General features: G+C 50.2%; 18 protein-coding genes and 1 pseudogene. 15 read left to right on the top strand and 4 right to left on the bottom strand.

The window, feature by feature from the left end:
- The first annotated feature begins 1 nt into the window (after position 1).
- The 8 genes from PT300_07520 to PT300_07485 are packed head-to-tail and all read left to right on the top strand — an operon-like array spanning position 2 to position 7,483.
- Positions 2 to 424 carry a thioesterase family protein gene (locus PT300_07520; protein ID MDF7680447.1) on the top strand — a complete coding sequence of 141 codons (423 nt, stop codon included), beginning with the start codon at positions 2 to 4 and terminating at the stop codon, positions 422 to 424.
- Positions 421 to 1,026 (top strand): outer membrane lipoprotein carrier protein LolA, encoded by a 606-nt coding sequence (locus PT300_07515; protein MDF7680446.1) that lies wholly within the window; start codon positions 421 to 423, stop codon positions 1,024 to 1,026. Before PT300_07520 ends, PT300_07515 begins: the two co-directional genes overlap by 4 nt.
- Positions 995 to 3,313, top strand: coding sequence for an MMPL family transporter (locus PT300_07510; GenBank protein ID MDF7680445.1), 2,319 nt, complete (start codon positions 995 to 997; stop codon positions 3,311 to 3,313). The genes PT300_07515 and PT300_07510 overlap by 32 nt, the downstream gene beginning before the upstream one ends.
- The gene (locus tag PT300_07505; protein ID MDF7680444.1) at positions 3,310 to 3,894 is read left to right on the top strand and encodes a DUF3261 domain-containing protein; all 585 of its coding nucleotides are present in this window, start codon (positions 3,310 to 3,312) and stop codon (positions 3,892 to 3,894) included. Before PT300_07510 ends, PT300_07505 begins: the two co-directional genes overlap by 4 nt.
- A 1-nt stretch (position 3,895) precedes the next feature.
- Complete coding sequence (locus PT300_07500; GenBank protein ID MDF7680443.1) at positions 3,896 to 5,065, top strand: beta-ketoacyl-[acyl-carrier-protein] synthase family protein; 1,170 nt, start codon at positions 3,896 to 3,898, stop codon at positions 5,063 to 5,065.
- Complete coding sequence (locus PT300_07495) at positions 5,062 to 5,526, top strand: 3-hydroxy-fatty acyl-ACP dehydratase (GenBank protein MDF7680442.1); 465 nt, start codon at positions 5,062 to 5,064, stop codon at positions 5,524 to 5,526. The genes PT300_07500 and PT300_07495 overlap by 4 nt, the downstream gene beginning before the upstream one ends.
- On the top strand, positions 5,526 to 6,257 hold the full coding sequence (locus PT300_07490) for a 3-ketoacyl-ACP reductase FabG2 (protein MDF7680441.1): 732 nt from the start codon (positions 5,526 to 5,528) through the stop codon (positions 6,255 to 6,257). Before PT300_07495 ends, PT300_07490 begins: the two co-directional genes overlap by 1 nt.
- On the top strand, positions 6,254 to 7,483 hold the full coding sequence (locus PT300_07485) for a beta-ketoacyl-ACP synthase (GenBank protein MDF7680440.1): 1,230 nt from the start codon (positions 6,254 to 6,256) through the stop codon (positions 7,481 to 7,483). Before PT300_07490 ends, PT300_07485 begins: the two co-directional genes overlap by 4 nt.
- Positions 7,484 to 7,645: 162 nt before the next feature.
- Here the strand turns inward: PT300_07485 and PT300_07480 are convergent, their stop codons facing one another.
- The 4 genes from PT300_07480 to uxaC form a co-directional block, all read right to left on the bottom strand.
- Complete coding sequence (locus PT300_07480) at positions 7,646 to 8,086, bottom strand: DUF29 domain-containing protein (GenBank protein ID MDF7680439.1); 441 nt, start codon at positions 8,084 to 8,086, stop codon at positions 7,646 to 7,648.
- 331 nt (positions 8,087 to 8,417) lie between these two features.
- A complete protein-coding gene (locus PT300_07475) occupies positions 8,418 to 9,908 on the bottom strand; it encodes an altronate dehydratase family protein (protein MDF7680438.1) in 1,491 nt (496 codons plus the stop codon).
- Positions 9,909 to 9,930: 22 nt separating this feature from the next.
- Positions 9,931 to 11,388, bottom strand: a complete 1,458-nt coding sequence (locus tag PT300_07470) for a tagaturonate reductase (GenBank protein MDF7680437.1) — start codon at positions 11,386 to 11,388, stop codon at positions 9,931 to 9,933.
- Between the two features lie 84 nt (positions 11,389 to 11,472).
- Positions 11,473 to 12,885, bottom strand: a complete 1,413-nt coding sequence (gene uxaC / locus PT300_07465) for a glucuronate isomerase (GenBank protein MDF7680436.1) — start codon at positions 12,883 to 12,885, stop codon at positions 11,473 to 11,475.
- 648 nt (positions 12,886 to 13,533) lie between these two features.
- Here uxaC and exuR point away from each other — a divergent pair.
- The 7 genes and pseudogenes from exuR (at position 13,534) to PT300_07430 (ending at position 20,050) form a co-directional block, all read left to right on the top strand.
- On the top strand, positions 13,534 to 14,310 hold the full coding sequence (gene exuR, locus PT300_07460; GenBank protein MDF7680435.1) for a transcriptional regulator ExuR: 777 nt from the start codon (positions 13,534 to 13,536) through the stop codon (positions 14,308 to 14,310).
- A 545-nt stretch (positions 14,311 to 14,855) separates the two neighbouring features.
- On the top strand, positions 14,856 to 16,127 hold the full coding sequence (locus PT300_07455) for an MFS transporter (GenBank protein ID MDF7680434.1): 1,272 nt from the start codon (positions 14,856 to 14,858) through the stop codon (positions 16,125 to 16,127).
- 378 nt (positions 16,128 to 16,505) lie between these two features.
- Positions 16,506 to 17,285 (top strand): DNA-binding transcriptional regulator KdgR, encoded by a 780-nt coding sequence (kdgR, locus tag PT300_07450; GenBank protein ID MDF7680433.1) that lies wholly within the window; start codon positions 16,506 to 16,508, stop codon positions 17,283 to 17,285.
- 277 nt (positions 17,286 to 17,562) lie between these two features.
- Positions 17,563 to 18,208 (top strand): annotated as a pseudogene (modD, locus tag PT300_07445) (ModD protein).
- A complete protein-coding gene (locus tag PT300_07440) occupies positions 18,188 to 18,649 on the top strand; it encodes a substrate-binding domain-containing protein (GenBank protein MDF7680432.1) in 462 nt (153 codons plus the stop codon). Before modD ends, PT300_07440 begins: the two are co-directional and overlap by 21 nt.
- Before the next feature lie 5 nt (positions 18,650 to 18,654).
- Entirely contained in the window at positions 18,655 to 19,443 is a 789-nt protein-coding gene (locus PT300_07435; GenBank protein MDF7680431.1) for an ABC transporter permease, read from the top strand.
- Positions 19,430 to 20,050, top strand: coding sequence for an ATP-binding cassette domain-containing protein (locus PT300_07430; GenBank protein MDF7680430.1), 621 nt, complete (start codon positions 19,430 to 19,432; stop codon positions 20,048 to 20,050). Before PT300_07435 ends, PT300_07430 begins: the two co-directional genes overlap by 14 nt.
- The last annotated feature ends 361 nt before the right edge of the window (positions 20,051 to 20,411 follow it).

Raw genomic sequence — 20,411 nt, 5'->3', positions numbered from 1 at the left:
GGTGCTTAACGACCCCCGATTTACCGCTGAAGTCGAGCTGACCATTTCATTTCACGATGTCGATATGATGGGCGTGGTCTGGCACGGTAACTATTTTCGCTACTTTGAAGTGGCACGCGAGGCACTGCTCAACCAGTTCAATTACGGCTATCGGCAGATGAAAACGTCCGGTTATTTGTGGCCCGTGGTCGATGCACAGGTGAAATATCGCCATGCCATCACCTTCGAGCAGCGCATCCGCGTGCGGGCGCATCTCGAAGAGTTCGAAAATCGCCTGCGGATTGGTTATCAGATTTTCGATGCCGAAACGGGAAAACGCACCACCACCGGATACACCATCCAGGTTGCGGTCGATGAGCAAAGCCGTGAACTGTGCTTAGTCAGTCCCGATATTCTGTTTGAACGCATAGGAATCAAAGCATGAAATTTTTCCCCCTGCTGGCGTTACTGATAAGCCCGTTTGTCAGCGCCCTGACGCTGGACGATCTTCAGCAACACTTTACCGAGCAGTCCGTGATCCGTGCCCATTTCGATCAAACCCGGACAATTAAAGATCTGCCGCAGCCGCTGCGTTCTCAGGGTCAAATGTTGATCGCTCGCGATCATGGGCTGTTATGGGATCAAACCGCACCGTTCCCGATGCAATTATTGCTGGACGATAAACGTATGGTGCAGGTGATCAACGGTCAGCCGCCGCAAATCATCACGGCGGAAAATAACCCGCAGATGTTTCAGTTCAACCACCTGCTGCGTGCGCTGTTCCAGGCTGATCGCAACGTGCTGGAACAAAACTTCCGCGTCGAATTTGCCGATAAAGGCGAAGATCGCTGGACGCTACGCCTGATACCGACCACCACGCCGCTGGATAAAATTTTCAATACGATCGATCTCGCGGGACAAACCTATCTGGAGAGCATTCAGCTTAATGATAAACAGGGCGATCGCACCGATATCACCCTCACCCAACATCAACTAACACCCGCGCAACTGACCGATGACGAACGCCAACGTTTTGCCACCCAGTAAACGCCCCGCGCTGTTATGGGGGATCCTTTGTCTGCTCATGGCGGCGGCGTTGCTGATCCTGCTGCCGCAATCACGGCTGAACAGCAGCGTGCTGGCGATGTTACCCAAACAGACGATGGGCGATATTCCTCCGGCGCTGAATGACGGCTTTATGCAGCGTCTGGACAGGCAACTGGTGTGGCTGGTCAGCCCCGGTAAAGAGGCCAATCCCAGGGTGGCTCAGACGTGGCTGACACTGCTGCAAAAATCCGCTGCGCTCGCCGAAGTTAAAGGTCCCATGGATGCCGCCAGCCAGCAGGCGTGGGGGACATTTTTCTGGCAGCATCGCAACGCGCTGATTGACCCCGATACCCGCGCGCGCCTGCAAAACGGCGGAGAAGCGCAGGCTCAGTGGATCCTCTCCCAGCTTTATACCGCATTCGCCGGGGTAAGCGGCAAAGAGTTGCAAAACGATCCGCTGATGCTGATGCGCGGCTCGCAACTGGCGATGGCGAAAACTGGCCAGCGCTTGCAACTGATGGATGGCTGGCTGGTGACTCAGGATCCACAAGGCAATTACTGGTATCTGCTGCACGGTGAACTGGCGGGATCGTCGTTTGATATGCAGCAAACCCACCAGCTCATCACCACCCTGAACAGGCTGGAAAAAGATCTGAAAACACATTACCCGCAGGCGCAGTTGCTCTCCCGCGGCACCGTGTTTTACAGCGATTACGCCAGCCAACAAGCAAAGCAGGATGTCTCCACCCTGGGTGTGGCAACACTGCTGGGGGTGATATTGCTGATTGTGGCGGTGTTCCGCTCTTTACGCCCGTTGCTGCTTTGCGTGATCTCTATCGCCATCGGCGCAGTGGCGGGAATGGTCGTCACCTTATTGGTTTTCGGCGAATTACATCTCATGACGCTGGTGATGAGCATGAGCGTTATCGGCATTTCCGCTGACTATACGCTCTATTACCTCACCGAGCGGATGGTGCACGGTAACGACATTTCGCCGTGGCAAAGCCTGGCGAAAGTACGCAATGCGCTGCTGCTGGCGCTGCTCACCACGGTGGCGGCATATCTGATTATCATGCTCGCCCCCTTCCCCGGTATTCGCCAGATGGCGATTTTTGCTGCCGTCGGGTTGAGCGCCTCTTGTCTGACTGTCCTGTTCTGGCATCCGTGGCTGTGCCGTAACCTGCCGGTGCGTCCGGTTCCGGCAATGGCGCTGATGCTGCGCTGGCTGGCGGCATGGCGGCGCAATAAAACACTGCGCCGGGGTCTGCCCATCGCGCTGGCGCTGTTTTCACTGGCAGGGATGTCAATGCTGCGCATAGATGACGATATCTCGCAGTTACAGGCGCTACCGCAGCATATTCTGGCGCAGGAGAAAACCATCACCGCCCTGACCGGACAGAGCGTCGATCAAAAATGGTTTGTGATTTACGGCGATGCGCCACAGCAAACATTGCAGCGGCTGGAGAAATTTATCACCTCGCTGGAGAAGGCGAAAAAAGAGGGTCTTATCAGCAGCTATCGCACCATTCCACTGAACTCCCTGGCGCGCCAGGAGGAAGATTTACAGCTGCTGAAAATGGCGGTCCCGACGGTAACGAAAGCGCTGCAAAACGCCGGACTGACGGCGGTCAATCCGGATCTCAACGCTATGCCAGTGAAAGTCGATGAATGGCTGGCAAGCCCGGCCAGTGAAGGCTGGCGTTTGCTGTGGCTAACGCTGGAAAACGGCGCAAGTGGCGTACTGGTACCGGTCGAAGGGATTAAAAATAGTGCGGCGTTACGGGAAATTTCCACCTCTTACCCTGACGGCATTGCCTGGGTTGATCGCAAAAGCACCTTTGATGAGTTGTTCGCACTTTACCGTCATGTCTTAACTGGCTTGTTGCTGGTAGCGCTGGCGGTGATTGCCTGCGGCGCGGTGGCCCGCCTCGGCTGGCGTAAAGGGCTTATCTGCCTTATACCTTCTGTGCTTTCGCTGGGCTGCGGTCTGGCGGTACTGGCGATTATCGGGCAGGCAGTCAATCTCTTTTCGCTACTGGCGCTGGTGCTGGTGCTTGGCATCGGCATCAACTACACGCTATTTTTCAGTAATCCGCGCGGCACACCGTTAACTTCGCTCCTGGCGATCACTCTGGCAATGCTCACCACTTTGCTGACGCTGGGAATGCTGGTATTCAGCGCCACTCAGGCCATCAGTAGTTTTGGCATTGTGCTGGTCAGCGGTATTTTCACCGCCTTCCTGCTTTCGCCCCTGGCGATGCCCGATAAAAAGAGAACCCAAAAATGATCAAACCCACATTCTGGCGGGCGCTCGCCCTGACTGCCACGCTGATCCTCACCGGCTGTAGCCTCTCACAACCGGCGCAGAAAGGTCGTCCACAGGCCTGGCTGCAACCAGGCACACGCATCACGCTGCCTGCGCCAGGGATTGCGCCCGCCATCAATTCCCAACAACTGTTAACCGGCAGCTATAACGGCCAAACCCAGTCGCTGTTAGTGATGCTTAACGCCGACGACCAGAAAATCACCCTTGCCGGACTGTCGTCGGTCGGCATTCGCCTGTTTCTGGTGACCTACGATGCCAAAGGGCTACGCGCCGAGCAATCGATCGTCGTTCCGCAGTTACCGCCCGCAAGTCAGGTTCTGGCTGATGTCATGCTCGGCCACTGGCCGATCAGCGCCTGGCAGCCGCAACTCCCCGCAGGCTGGACGCTTCGCGACAACGGTGACAAACGCGAACTGCGTAACGCCAGTGGCAAGCTGGTCACGGAAATCACCTATCTGAATAACAAAGGCAAACGCATGCCGATCAGTATTGAGCAGCATGTGTTTCAATACCACATCACCATTCAATACTTAGATAACTGATATGATTTATATTTCCGCTGTTGGCATGATCAACGCGCTGGGAAATAACCTGGATGAGATCGCGGCCAATCTGACTCGCGGCGTCGCCCCCGGTATGCGTCCACGCGCAGGCTGGTTGCAGGGACATCCGCAGGCAATCTTAGCTGGCGTGGATGGCGAGCTTCCGGTTATCCCCGAAAAATTCGCTGCGCACCGCTCACGTAACAATCAGATCCTGCTGGCGGCACTCGCACAGATCCAGCCGCAGGTTGATGATGCTATTGCTCAATATGGCCGCGAGCGCATCGCGATTGTCCTCGGCACCAGTACCTCCGGTCTGCATGAAGGCGACACACACGTTAACCTGTGCACCCACGGGCAGCCAAGCACCTCGTGGCAATACGCACAACAGGAACTCGGCGATCCATCGCGCTTTCTCAGCCACTGGCTGGCGCTCGACGGGCCAGCCTATACCCTTTCAACCGCCTGCTCTTCCAGTGCCAGAGCGATAATCAGCGGGCGCAGGCTGATCGAAGCGGGACTGGTCGATGTCGCCATTGTTGGTGGCGCAGATACTTTAAGTCGGATGCCCATTAACGGTTTTCACAGCCTTGAATCGCTGTCGCCAACTGTATGCCAGCCGTTCAGTTGTGACCGCGCAGGTATCACCATTGGCGAGGGGGCGGGACTGATGTTGATGACCCGAGAACCGCAGCCCATCGCGTTGCTGGGGGTCGGTGAATCGAACGATGCTTACCATATTTCTGCCCCGCATCCGCAAGGTGAAGGGGCGATTCGCGCCATTAATCAGGCGCTGGTGGACGCGCAGCTTACGCCGGATGACGTAGGCTATATCAACCTGCACGGCACCGCCACACAACTCAACGATCAGATTGAATCAAGGGTGGTTAATACCCTGTTTGGCGAACGTGTACCGTGCAGTTCAACCAAACATTTGACCGGCCATACACTGGGCGCGGCGGGCATTACCGAGGCGGCAATGAGTATGTTGATCTTACAACGTGATTTACCGCTTCCCGCCCAGGATTTCAGCCTGTCGCCACGCGATCCAACGCTGCCACCGTGTGGCATTATCGACAAACCGCAGCCGCTGGCACGTCCGGTGATCCTGTCCAATTCCTTCGCCTTTGGCGGTAATAACGCCAGTATTCTGCTCGGGAGGGTTTCGTGAGCCACTATTTATCACCCGGCGCCTATCTGCCCCACGACGCGCCCATGTTGCTTCTTGAAGAAGTGGTGAGCGTCAGCGATGACAGCGCGGTGTGCCGTGTGACGGTCTCGCCCAGTGGCGTACTGGCCCCATTTCTCGACCAGGACGGCAATCTGCCTGGCTGGTTTGCCCTCGAACTGATGGCACAAACCATCGGCGTCTGGTCTGGCTGGCATCGCCGCCAGCAGGGCAAAAACAGTATTGAGTTAGGGATGGTACTGGGCGCGCGTGAATTGTGTTGCACGACTGGCATTCTGGGTGCAGGTCAGACGCTGATAATCACCGTCAAACTGCTGATGCAGGATGAACGCTTTGGCTGTTTTGAATGCAGCATTAATGACGGCGAAGCGACGGGCCGCATTAACACCTTCCTGCCGACCGCAGAACAACTTTCCACCCTGTTTCAACAAGGAGCGTCCTGATGAGTCGTTCAGTTCTGGTTACCGGTGCCAGCAAAGGCATTGGTCGCGCCATCGCCTGCCAGCTGGCGGCAGATGGCTTTCATATTGGCGTGCATTATCACCATGACGCAGCAGGTGCTCAGGAAACGCTGAACACTATTCTCGCCAACGGGGGTAACGGGCGTTTGCTTAGTTTTGACGTCGCTAACCGCGAACAGTGTCAGGAAGTGCTGGAACACGAGATCGCGCAACACGGTGCCTGGTACGGTGTGGTCAGTAACGCTGGGATCGCCCGCGACGCCGCCTTTCCGGCTTTGAGCCATGACTACTGGGATGCGGTGATCCACACCAATCTCGACAGTTTCTACAACGTTATTCAGCCGTGCATCATGCCGATGATCGGCGCGCGCCAGGGCGGGCGCATCATCACGCTGTCGTCAGTTTCCGGTATCATGGGGAATCGCGGCCAGGTGAATTACAGTGCCGCCAAAGCGGGCATTATCGGTGCCACCAAGGCACTGGCTATCGAACTCGCGAAACGCAACATCACCGTCAACTGCATCGCGCCGGGGCTCATTGATACCGGAATGATCGAGATGGAAGAGCGCGCGCTGAAAGAAGCGATGTCGATGATCCCGATGAAACGCATGGGCCAGGCGGCAGAAGTTGCCGGACTGGCCAGCTATTTAATGTCTGATATTGCGGGTTACATCACTCGCCAGGTTATTTCCATTAATGGAGGGATGTTATGACACGTCGCGTAGTGATTACAGGAATGGGCGGCGTAACTGCCTTTGGTGAAAACTGGCAGGACGTTTCTGCACGCTTACTGGCGTATGAAAATGCGGTGCGCAAAATGCCGGAGTGGCAGGTATACGATGGTCTGCACACCTTGCTTGGCGCGCCTATTGATGATTTCAAACTGCCGGAGCACTACACTCGCAAGCGTATCCGTTCGATGGGCCGCGTATCGCAAATGTCGACCCGAGCGACAGAGCTGGCATTAGAGCAGGCAGGGTTGATTGGCGATCCGATATTAACCAACGGCGAAACTGGCATTGCGTATGGTTCATCGACCGGTAGCACCGGGCCGGTGAGCGAATTTGCCACCATGCTGACTGAAAAGCACACTAACAACATCACCGGCACCACCTATGTGCAGATGATGCCACACACAACCGCCGTTAACACCGGGCTGTTTTTTGGCTTGCGCGGGCGGGTGATCCCGACCTCCAGCGCCTGCACGTCAGGCAGTCAGGCGATCGGTTATGCGTGGGAAGCGATTCGTCACGGTTATCAAACGGTGATGGTTGCCGGTGGTGCCGAAGAGTTATGCCCTTCAGAAGCGGCCGTTTTTGATACACTTTTTGCCACCAGCCAGCATAACGATATGCCGAAAACCACACCATCGCCGTTCGATACAAATCGTGACGGGCTGGTGATTGGTGAAGGCGCAGGTACGCTCATCCTCGAAGAACTGGAGCACGCCAAAGCACGCGCCGCGACCATTTACGGTGAAATCATCGGCTTTGCCACCAACTGCGACGCCGCGCATATCACCCAGCCGCAGCGCGAAACCATGCAGTCTTGTATGGAGCAAGCGCTGAAAATCGCGCAATTAAGCGCCAGTGATATCGGCTATATTTCGGCTCATGGTACGGCGACCGATCGTGGTGATATGGCAGAAAGTCTGGCAACAGCAGCCATTTACGGTAATAAGGTGCCGATCTCCTCGCTGAAAAGCTATTTCGGTCATACGCTTGGTGCCTGTGGCGCACTCGAAGCCTGGATGAGTCTACAAATGATGCGGGAAGGCTGGTTTGCGCCTACGCTAAACCTGAATGAACCAGACCTTAACTGTGGCGAGCTGGATTATATCATGCATCAAGCGCGCAATATTGATTGTGAGTTTTTGCAGAGTAACAACTTTGCTTTTGGCGGTATTAATACATCCATCATCATTAAACGCTGGTCCTGAGTGTATATCACCACATGGTATATCTATGTGGTGATTCTTCATAAAAAATTCATCAGGATAAATGAACATCCCCAGCGTTCAACCGTTCTTCTCACTGGCTGTTTGTCGACGATCCTTCAGATATATGATAACCGACCTGTACAGCCGGAAAATTAGCTCAGATTATAGTTCCGGGTAATAATCCTGATTCAGGATCTGCTCTGCGGTCCAGATGCAGGAAGCCGGTAATTTATCCAGGCCGATCCCCGTTTCTTGTGATGCTATAGCCAGCGCATCAAACCAGGTATCTTCTAACCACTCCTGATCGACCATCGTCATCTTCAGGCTGGGCGTTTTCTTGATACGACGCTCAATCAGACCACGTTGTCCTTTAATAGTCAGTTCCCAGCTTGTCCCGCGATGGGTAGGTTGAAATTGCCACTTCAGAAGGTGAGCCAGTAAAACCGCCATCCGGCTGGCCAGTTCGCGCTTTTCACTCTCGCCTACGTCCTCTATCTCCTCGGCAATGTTGTCAATATCCAGCTGGCTGAGTTTACCGGCACGCAGTAACGCCGCCTGTTCATTCGCCCAGGCGACCACGTCGGTATCGTAACGAGTTCCCATGGGAGCCTCCGGTATAGTAGATAGAAAAACTGCACACAGCAGATGCTATGTGCAGTATGTCAATGAATGTCACCCAGATCAAAACAGGATGTTATCATCAAAGTCCATCGGTAGTTCATTGCCTGCAGATGGCTTAGCCGACATACCGCTGTGGTTCGGTTGCCGGCGCTGCCCCCAGACACCAGACGCTGTATCATGGATCAATAAGTGTGTGGGACTAAATTGGGTGTATTTACACTTACCGAAGCGGTGCCCGGTACAGACAAAACTGTGAATCGTGTCTGCAGAGGCCCGCTTCGCCGCCATCATGGCAATCGTGACGCTTGTTGATTTACAAGGTGACACCACTTTTAAAAATGGCCAGTTCGCGGAAGTCATTCACTTCATTACAGGTTAACTTACCGTTAACCACGCTGACCGTGTAATCAATAAATTTATTCAGTAGCTCATCCATCGATACACCATGTAGCAATTGCCCGGCATCAAAATCTATCCAGTGCGGTTTTTTCACCGCCAGTTCACTGTTGGTTGCCAGTTTCATCGTTGGAACGAATCCCCCGTAAGGGGTGCCCCGACCGGTAGAAAACAGCACCATATTGCAGCCCGCTCCCGCTAAAGCACTGGTTGCCACCGCATCATTACCGGGGGCGCTCAGCAAAGTGAGACCATGTTGTTTCAGGCGCTCGCCATATTTAAGGACGTCAACCACCTGACTGGTACCTGCTTTTTGCGTACAGCCGAGGGACTTCTCTTCCAGAGTGGAAATCCCCCCCGCTTTATTTCCCGGCGATGGGTTTTCGTAAATCGGCTGCTGGTGGGCGATAAAATAGCTTTTAAATGCATTAATCATATTGACCGTTTTTTCAAAGGTCTGTTGATCACGACAATGATTCATCAGCATCTGCTCCGCACCAAACATCTCCGGTACTTCGGTTAATACTGTGGTGCCACCGTGCGCGATCACATAATCAGAAAAGCGTCCCAGTAGCGGATTAGCGGTGATCCCTGACAGGCCGTCAGACCCCCCACACTCAAGGCCAAAACGCACTTCGCTCAGTTTACCCGCCTGACGACGATCATGACGCATGACCTGATACAGCTGATTAAGGTAATTAACCCCTGCTTCTATTTCATCATCACATTGCTGGCAGATCATAAAGCAGGTGCGTGACTCATCGATCTCGCCGAGGGTGCGGCGAAACTCATCGACCTGATTATTTTCACAACCCAGCCCAATCACCAGGACTGCGCCAGCATTAGGGTGGCGCACCATATTCTGTAACATGGTTCTGGTATTCTGGTGATCATCCCCCAACTGAGAGCAGCCAAAAGGATGGTTAAATAACCAGACACCATCAATATCGTTTAAATCAGCATGCTGTTGCTTAAAGCGCTGAACAATCTGACGGGCAATGCCGTTGACACACCCCACGGTGGGGATCACCCACAGTTCATTACGGATGCCAATCTGGCTGTTGCTACGACGATAGATGTTGACCTCACGGTCTGGTATGCGGGAAGAGACAGTAATATCAGCCGGATGATACTGATAGCTATCCATCTTACTTAAATTAGTTTTAAGATTCTGCGAATGGACATGCTCGCCGACAGCAATAGGCTGTATGGCATGACCGATAGGCTGGCCGTACTTAATCACCGAGTCTGCCACCGCGATGGCACTAATGGCAAATTTATGCCCTCTGCTCACCGGCTGTTTGAGTACTACCGATTGACCATCGATATCCACGCTATAACCCGCCGGTAAATCCTCAAGAGCGACTGCAACGTTGTCAGCAGGATGAATTTTAATCGTTTTTTTCATAGTTAATCTTTGTTGTCAGTCATTAGCAAACACAATACTGCTGTAACGCCATTCTCATTCCGTTTTGCTGAATCGACTGAAGCTGTTCAGTCACCTGTGATACCAGCTCAGGGACAGCGGTTAAATCCTGGCCCCAGTGTGCTGACTGAGACAGCACATCATTCACCAGATCCCTCAGCGAAATGTGCCCTTCCTGCTGTTGTGTCCAGAGTCTGGCATAACGGGTTAACCAGACTTCGTCATCCTGTAATGGTGTGGTCTCTTCACCACGCTTACCGCTATAAAAAGCAATCAGTGCCGCCAGCGCGAACGTTAGATGGGTGGGTAACTTGCCATAATGGCGTTGATACTGAAGTAATTGCGGCAAAATACGGGTGCGGTATTTGGTCATACCGTTCAGTGAAATCGATAATAGCTGATGCTGAATAAAGGGATTGCGGAAGCGGTTGATCACCGCGCGGGCAAATGAGTTCAGTTCATCCTCTGGCAGCGATAGCACAGGAATAATTTCATTAAAAATAGTCTGTTCTACAAAGCGGTTAATTTGCTCATCGTCCATCGCCTGGCCGACATAATCAAGCCCCGCCAGATAAGCGACCGGCACCAGCGCGGTGTGGGCACCGTTGAGGATCGCTACTTTACGCTCTTTATAAGGTTTGATGTCATCAACGATCAGAATATTTAGTTTCAGCTGATCAAGACGCAGCATCTGTTTCAGCCAGCCTGGCCCCTGGATCACAAACAGGTAAAAATATTCGGCGGTATCGAGAAACGTATCCTGATAGCCCAGTTCCTGCTGCAGTGCATCGGCTTCATTGCGGGGATAGCCGGTCACGATCCGATCCACCAGGGTTGAGCAGAAGATATTGTGTTGCTCAAGCCAGGTGATAAAAGCTGCCGGTAATTGCCACTGGGCAGCATAGCGCAGGACTAATTCACGCAGTGCTTCGCCATTATAGTCAATCAGTTCACAGGGAAGCAGTACCCATCCTTTATCCGCCGCACCGTTAAAATGAATAAAACGCTCATACAATAAACGTGTCAGTTTAGCCGGATAGCTGGCAGGAGGGGCATCATCCAGTTTATCGTCAGGATCAAAGCTGATACCAGCTTCGGTGGTATTGGAGAAGATAATTTGAATGTTTTCATCCCGCGCCAGCGCCAGATATTGATCAAATTGCTGATAAACATTAATTTCACGGTTAACTGAACGAATCAGGCGAGTTTGACGAATGGTTTCACCCTGCTCATTTAAACCGCGGATAATGGTGGTATACAAGCCATCCTGCGTATTTAGCGCAGGCGGGAGATCGCTATTAATCGGACGAACGACCACCACACCGGCATTCAGATCGGTTTTTTCATTTAATAAATCAATCTGCCAGTCGATAAAGGCGCGTAGAAAATTCCCTTCGCCAAACTGAATGATTTTATCCGGATACTGAGCGCCGGGGAAATTGTGACGATTTAAATTCTGCATAGTTTACCTCAATTCTACGAACCGAAGGAGAGTGCTAAGACTCTCCTTCTGATGTGCTGATAACGCAATCACGCTGCTGTTATATCATTCGAGTTCAATCGCGAAATAGCGCTTAGCATTATCAAAACAAATATCTTTTACCATTCCGCCAAGCAGCGTGATATCTGCCGGCGCTTCGCCATCCTCGACCCAGCGGCCAATCATCTGGCAGAGAATACGACGGAAATATTCATGACGGGTATAGGACAGGAAACTGCGGCTATCAGTCAGCATACCGACAAAGTGGCTTAGTAACCCTAACTGGCTGAGCTGAGTCAGCTGGCGTTGCATACCGTCTTTCTGATCGTTAAACCACCATCCGGAACCAAACTGCATCTTGCCCTGGATACCTTCCTGCTGGAAGTTACCGCACATGGTCGCCAGCACTTCGTTATCGCGAGGATTGAGGCAATAAAGGATCGTTTTTGGTAAGGTATTGTTTGCCGCTTGCGCATTAAGCAGACGAGAAAGCGGCAGCGCCACCGGTGCATCGTGAATAGAGTCAAAACCGGTATCGGCGCCCAGACGCTGTAACATCAGGCTGTTATTATTACGTAATGCGCCGATGTGATACTGTTGCACCCACTGACGCTGGTGATACTGACTGGCTAAAAACAGCAGCACACCGGTTTTAAACTGAGCCACTTCCTGCGCCGACGGTGTCTGCCCCTGCAGCCGTCGGGCCAGAATCGCATCTAATTCAGCTTCATCGGCCTGATGATATACCACCTCATCCAGCGCATGGTCAGCAATACGACAACCGTGGGCGGCGAAATGATCCAGACGTTTATTTAGCGCATCACACAAATCGCTAAAGCGATGAACAGGCTGATCTGCTGCGGCTTCCAGGCGGTGAAGGTAGTCAACAAACCCTGGCGAATCAATATTGAACGCTTTATCCGGTCTCCAGCTTGGCAACACTTTGATATTAAAACTACTGTCCTGAGCGATCGCTTTATGGTGTTCCAGTGAGTCAATCGGATCGTCGGTAGTGCCTGACATCCGGACATTCATCTGCTGCATAATGCCACGGGCAGAAAAACTGTCCTGCGCCAGCAATTCGTTACAACGATTCCATAACTCATCCGCCGTTGCAGAAGAGAGCAAGATCCCGGTAATGCCAAACGGACGGCGCAGTTCCAGGTGCGTCCAGTGATAAAGCGGATTGCCGATAGTATGGGGAACCGTCGCGGCCCATGCTTTAAATTTTTCATAATCTGAAGCATCGCCGGTACATAAACGCTCAGCTACGCCGTGAGTACGCATCGCACGCCATTTATAGTGGTCACCTTTTAACCAGATATCATATAAGTTCTTAAATTTATAGTCGTTGGCAATCTGCTCTGGCGGCAGGTGGCAATGGTAATCAAAAATCGGTTGTTCTGCGGCGTAGCCATGATACAGCTGACGCGCAAATTCGGTGTCCAGTAAAAAATCTTCACTTAAAAATGCAGGCATATTATATCCTTACCTTATATATTTTATAAAAGTGGCAAGTAAAATAGCCTGATGGGTCAGGCTCTCATTTTACTGACCAGTATTATCTTCTAAGTCAACACCCTCTTTTGTGACGGCACTCATCTTTTTACTAAGTTGTATGACAACTTTACCTTGTTAGTGACAACGGGTACAGCAAATTTGACTGCTCGCAGATAGCTCTCCCCAGGCAACCATGCCATCCGCGCGAATTTTCGCCGCCACAGAAAACCAGTCCGATTCTGTTACACCATGAATAACCCTGTCCGCTCGGATTAGCAAAAAATGACACATATCGAGATGCCCGTTGTAATAACATGATTAAAATCATAACATTATTAGTTATACGCTCAGGCACGAATGGTATAACATGTCAGCTATCTGTTCAGCTTGTTTTTACATTCAGTTCCTGACAGCGATCCGTTTTATACTGAGATGGCGCTCGCACTGAATAGGGGTTGCGGATTGTCCTGCACCTTACGGCTGCGCTTGTGATACAAGGGATTTTTCATTATCGACAAGAGTCTTAGGTACAAAAAATACATATAACATATTGAATATTATCAATAAAATTATTAACTTTTATTATCAAACTGGACAGTTTCTCCCCCCGAATAAAGAGGGTTTATGATGGAATTAATAGAGACAAGCAGGTTATATCAGCAACTGGCTTCAACATTAAAACAACGCATCGAGTCTGGTATTTATCCTGTCGGCGGAAAATTGCCTGCCGAGCGCATTATTTCAGAAGAAATGAATGTCAGCCGAACCGTTGTCCGTGAAGCGATTATTATGCTGGAAGTCGAAGGGTATGTGGAGGTACGCAAGGGATCGGGTATTCATGTTCTCGCCAGTCAAGCGAAAGGCGTGATCAGCCACGGGAGACTTTTTGAGTTTGAAGCCGCCGGGCCGTTTGAATTATTGCAGGCGCGTCAGCTGATTGAGTGTAACATTGCTGAATTTGCCGCCACCCAGGTCACCAAACAGGATATTGTGAAGCTGATGGAGATACAGGAAAAAGCATTACAGGAAGACCGATCCCGTGATTCCCAATGGGATCTTCAGTTTCACGTCCAGATTGCGATGGTGACTCAGAATACCGTGATGACCACGATCGTGGAAAAAATGTGGCATCAGCGGTTAAAAAACCCCTACTGGCATAAATTGCATGAACATATCGGCGATCAGTCGATGGGGAGCTGGTGCGAAGATCACGAATTAATACTTAAAGCCTTAATGCGTAAGGACCCGGATGCGGCCAAGTTAGCAATGTGGCAACACTTAGAAAACACCAAGCGAATGTTATTTGACGCCACAGCAGACGATTTTGAGTTTAACGTTGATCGCTATTTGTTCACTGAAAATCCGGTAGTCACGCTGGCCAGCGATCCAGTAACATCAAAATAAAATGATACTCTTCATAGAGTTATGAAAGCATCATCATGCGGATGAAATACGATATCGCGTTAAGCAATGATTATCAGCGTGGCGTATTTTTCATCTGCAATTCAGCCATGTTTTCATGGTGAACTTTTGTCTCCCTCTGTCGTGGAGAGATATTATACCAAATGCCCTTTAACACTGCGCTAAAATCATCCGAATCTCCCTTCTTCTTACTGTAATCCGGCCAAAAATTCGATAACAACAGAAAGTACAAGTTTAATGTACTGGTTTTGTGATGTGCGTCAAACACCAAAGTTGTAATACAACTTATCATTAGGTCATACCAATATAGTTACACCATAACTAAATAGCTGTTCCTGATTGTGCTACACCTTGCATCAGATCTTGCTATACAAAGGATTGTTCATTATCGACAAGGTTTCCAGTGACCACATAGCGCCGCTGACCATCACGACCTGCTGGGTGAAAAACAGACAAAAATCACCCACCGAAGCAGTTTTTGGGACAGCTATTTAGCCGTGATTTGTCAATAATGAAGGATACTTTGTATGAAAAAAATAATAAAATTAAGATGGTATATCGTATTTACCATCTTAATTGGTACCATTCTTAACTATCTTGCACGGAGCTCTTTGTCGGTAGCAGCGCCAACCTTAACGGAGGAATTTGCCTTAACGACGGAGCAATACTCTTATATCATCGCATCGTTCCAGGCGGCCTATACCATAGCACAACCTTTAGCTGGCATGGTGATTGACTTAATCGGTGTGCGTGTCGGCTTCTTTATCTTTGCTTTCGGCTGGGGGATCTCCTGTCTATTACATGCGTTCGCGACCAGCTGGCCGGCGCTAGCGACATTTCGTGGCATGCTGGGTCTATCCGAAGCAGCGATTTTTCCTGCCTCAATCAAATCCGTTTCTAGCTGGTTTCCGCGTAAAGAACGCTCTATTGCAATTGGCTGGGTTAATTTTGGCACCAGTATTGGTGCGATGATTGCCGCACCGGTTATGGTTTTCTTTATCATTAATTATCACTGGCAATATGGTTTTCTGTTTATCGGTGGTCTGGCGGTATGCTGGGCTTTAGCATGGTTATACTTTTATCGTGATCCTGAAAAGAATAAATGGTTGACCGATGCAGAACTCAAATACATTATGCAGGATCGCGCAGAAAATGATCCGGTTCACAATGGAAAACCTATCACTCTCGGACGGTTATTTGCAAAAAGAAATTTCTGGGGGATTGCAATTCCTCGCTTTCTGTCTGAACCCGCCTGGCAGACATTCAATTTCTGGATACCTATCTATCTGGTAACTGTCCGTCATATGGATTTGAAAGAAGTCGCTATGTTTGGCTGGTTACCCTTCCTTGCGGCTGATTTAGGTAGTATTTCAGGAGGCTATTTAGCCCCGCTCTTCCGTAACTATTTTAAACTCGGCACGTCTGCCTCATACAAGTTGACACTGGCTTGTGGCGCTTTATTTATGGTTGGCCCTGCCTGTATTGGTTTGGCTGCCAATGTGTATGTTGCGATTGCGCTGTTTTGTATTGGCGGCTTTGCCCACCAGATTATTTCAACCTCGCTTTTTGCATTAACTTCGGATAGTTTTGCTGAAAAAGATGTCGGTAAAGCGACCGGTGGTGCCGGGATGATGGGATATTTAGGTGGCACGATCTTCTCACTGATTGTGGGTAGTCTGGCGACAACCATTGGCTATAATCCATTATTTGTTTGCCTGACTATCTTTGATGTTTTAGCTGCCATTGTAGCATGGAAAACATTAAAACCTGTCATAAAGCAAGCGCGCAATAACGCTTAATCATTCGGTTGCTGCTGACAAATTTATTACCGCTGTTAGCTCATTAAATTCTGTCAGCAGCACTATTCCACTAACAGCCAATCCTCTCAGTGGTTTTGTGTGTCAGCATCATCTGTCTGGTTATCGCCATATTTCTGATCATTATTTTACCGTTCTGCTGATTTTTTAAGCCATAATCCTCTGTACTGGAGATCATCGATAAGAGAACTGTCATTCTTGATTTATTAAACACCCGATGATATTTGTTGATAAGCAAGCAAATTATGCCTTGAAAAAATGGATCTTATTTTTAGATAAATAGCGTTTTATGATTGCGGTCACTTAATGGCTATTGATGACCATATACTGAACAGGTATGATAAAGTATATATAGAGATAATGGATAAAATAAATCAAGTGGAATTAGTTTCTTCTGTCAGCAAAGTATTTGGTATTTTAACCGCATTGAGTGAACAAAAAGAAATCGGACTGAGCGACCTTTCTGCGCGTTTGATGATGTCAAAGGCAACAACATATCGCTTTTTGCAAACAATGAAATCTCTTGGTTTTGTTTCCCAGGAGGGTGAAACAGATAAATACGCATTCACTTTAAAATTATTTGAGTTAAGTGCAAAATCCCTCGATTACGTTGATCTTATCGAAATCGCAGATAAAGAGATGCGGCGAATTGGTGAGCTGACCAATGAAACCGTTCATTTAGGGACATTCGATGAAGATGCGATTGTCTATGTGCATAAAATTGACTCAACATATAATTTACGGATGTATTCCCGGGTCGGCCGTCGTAATCCGTTATACAGTACTGCGATTGGTAAAATTTTACTTGCATGGAAAAGTGATGAATTTGTAAAAAAATGTCTCAGCGCCATTACTTTTGTCAGGCATACCGAGAATACGTTAGAAAATACTGCACAATTTATTGCGCAATTAAAAAAAGTTCGCCAGCAATTTTATGCCGAAGATAACGAAGAGCAGGAGGCGGGGTTACGTTGCATTGCGGTGCCTGTCTACGATCATTCAGGCACTGTCATTGCCGGGTTATCAATCTCATTTCCCACCATTCGCTTCGATGAAAATAACATCGATGAGTACGTGAACTTAATTAAAAAGGCAGGAAAGAATATCTCTGAAAAAATGGGATTTAATGCTTATCCATAGCACTATTGTCGATCACGCTTTGATGATATCCCTCCTCTGCTCCCGATGCACAGTCGGTAACGGTGGCAATCTGCCCGTTTGACCGCCTGTACCATACGCAATCACCACTCATAAACGGCGATATTTCCGAGAGTGAAAAAACAGCCGGTCGCCGATAGCAGCCCCGCAATGAACGTCGCTGATGATCCGGCAGGATCTGTTATCAGCCTGTTGAAAAACATAAAAAAATGGTTGTATAGTAAAGTACATAACGAAATATAAATTCAGGGATGTACTGATGATCTTTATCTCGCAACATCAGATAGACAGCTGGCTGCTCGAAGATATTCAGGGTGGCGATATCACAACGCGCGCATTAGATATCGGCCAGCGACACGGCGTGATGACCTTTAGCCATCGACAGGGAGGATGTGTCAGCGGTATTGCTATTGCTCTCCAGATGTTGCGGACACCAGGGCTTGAGGTGATGGTCAATCTTCGCGATGGTGATATCGCTCAGCCCGGTGATCAGTTATTAAGCGCCCGCGGCACTGCATCAGGGCTGGAAAGTTGTGCAAAATGTCCTTGAGTGGAGCTGTGGTGTCTCGGGGTATCTTGCCAGCATGCTGGCAACATTACGTCAGGCTATACCGGACGGCCAGATTGCCTGTACGCGAAAGTCCATCCCTGGCACCCGCCAGCTGGCCACCCAGGCGGTTATTGCTGCTGGCGGGATTATTCATCGTGCGGGGTGTGCAGAAACGGTACTGCTGTTTGCCAATCATCGTCGCTTCATGACACCTTCTGACGACTGGCATGGCACCATTCAGCGTCTGCGGCAGCTTTGTCCGGAAAAGAAAATCGTGGTCGAAGCCGATACACCGGATGAAGCACATGCGACGTTGCTGGCACGCCCGGATGTTCTGCAACTGGATAAATTCACCGCCGATCAGATTCGTCAGGATAAAGCCGCTGGCATTAGCACCTTTGCGGATCTGGCGAAAAGTGATCTGAAACTCGGCATGGGCGATCCACAGGCCATCGCGCTGGGGAGAAGTGGTGAGAAATTATTAGCGCTTTCCGGCTATGGTGAGCCGTTGCGCGATAAAGTGGTTGTCAGAACGGCAACCATTAAACAACTGGTGATGTATCTGCTTAACGGTGATATCGATGCCGCCATTATTGGCCGCACTGACGCCGTGAAAAACAAAGATAAGCTGGTTTTACTGCCGACGCCGACAGGAGCGCCGGATGAAATCGCCACCCTGGCGATCCTGCAGACCAGTCAGCACCCTGACGAAGCCAGTCAGCTGGCGGAGTATTTTACTTCCGCCCGGGGTATCAGGATCTTCACCGATATGGGCTATCTGCCCATTAATCAATAACGACAGTGGCTAAGCTGACATTACTGCCGCTGGGTCTTCTGCTGGCTCTGATGCTGGGATCGTTATTATCGCTGGTGTTTGCGTTGGATCTGAGCACCCTTCTCCAGGTTTTGCAGGAGTCGAAGCTGTTTTTTGCTGTCATGTTATCGCTGACAACAGCTTTGCTCTCTCTGACGCTGTCATTATGTATTGGCATCCCTGCCGGGTGGGCGCTGGTGCGGCTCAACTGCAAAGGCAAAGGGCTGATTAATACATTGCTTGATATTCCGCTGGTGATGCCACCTTTGATCGTCGGTATTGGTTTGCTGCTGTTACTCGGACAGCGTGGACCCCTGACGACAATCGTGCCGGACTTAGCGGGGAGCTTATTTTCTCCCTTCGGTGTGGTAATTGCTCAGACTTATGTCGCCAGTGCGATTATTTTTCGTTCTGCCAGTGCGGCATTTTCTTCCATCGAACCGGCATTGATCACGACCGCCTGGAACCTGGGACTGACGCCATTACGCGCGCTAGTCATGGTGGAGATCCCGTTGTGCTGGCACGCGCTATTAGCAGGGAGCATTCTGGCGCTGGCCCGGGCGCTGGGAGAACTTGGTGCGACATTAATGCTGGCTGGAGCAACACGGCTGAAAACAGAAACACTGCCGATCGCCGTCTATCTGAATATCGCCAGTGGTGATTTTTCTCTCGCGATTGGCTGCGCGCTGTTATTGATTCTTCTGGCCGGACTGTTGTTGCTGGTATTACATTGGGTACAGCATGTTTATCAGGACAAAGATAATGCTGCGCATTGAGCATTTAACCACCCAGGCGTTCAGGGAACTGAATCTTCATGTTGCGCAAGGAAGCTGTACCGCCATCATCGGCCCCTCCGGTTGTGGTAAAACCACATTACTGAATGCGATAGCGGGGACTGTTCCTTATCAGGGCGATATTAACTTCGATGGAAAATCCATCAATGCCCTGGCTCCCTGGCAACGTCCCTGTCGCTATCTTAACCAGCGACTGTATCTGTTTCCTTATCTGACCGTGGCGGGAAATCTGGCGCTGGCGCAGTATGCAGCCGGATTACCACGTTCGAAACAAAAGCAAATATCCCTGCTCGAAGAGATGGGTATTGCCTATCTGGCACACTGTTATCCGCGACAAATTTCAGGCGGTGAACAGCAACGCGCGGCTTTAGCCCGGGCGATAATATCACGCTCCTCTCTGTTACTGCTCGATGAGCCTTTTTCAAATCTCGACTGGAATACCCGTTCACGTTTATGGCAAACAGTAAAAAGGCTACGACAGTATGATATGACCGTCCTTCTTGTGACCCACGAGCCCAAAGAGGCTAAGTTTCTTGCTGAAACACAATGGATCTTCCGGCAAGGGAAGCTGAGTGAGATACCTTTTTAGCAGCAAGCCGCTGAGCAGGTGGTTAAATATCAACAGACCACTCACAACAACCGTGCTTCGGGCATAGCAATCTGCTCACAGGCAATAGCTAATTCCCTCCCAGCGTGAAACTGATCGCAAAATAAGAGCCTATCCCATTAGGCGTTATTGGCGCAGCCAGTTTGGACACGGACAGCGCGGAGAAACCGCAGCGTACACGAAGTACGTGAGGATTTCGAGCACTGCCCAGGGCCAAAATGGCAAGTAAAATAGCCTAATGGGATAGGCTCTAAGCCTGAGAATGATTAACGGAATAATAATATCATCGTGATTATTGTGCCTCTGTGGCAGACTCAGGCTATTGAGGTGTCCGGAATAACTG

The organism is Enterobacteriaceae bacterium ESL0689 (genome assembly GCA_029433525.1).
GTDB lineage: Bacteria > Pseudomonadota > Gammaproteobacteria > Enterobacterales > Enterobacteriaceae > JAQTIF01.
This window is presented reverse-complemented; position numbering and strand designations above follow the sequence as displayed.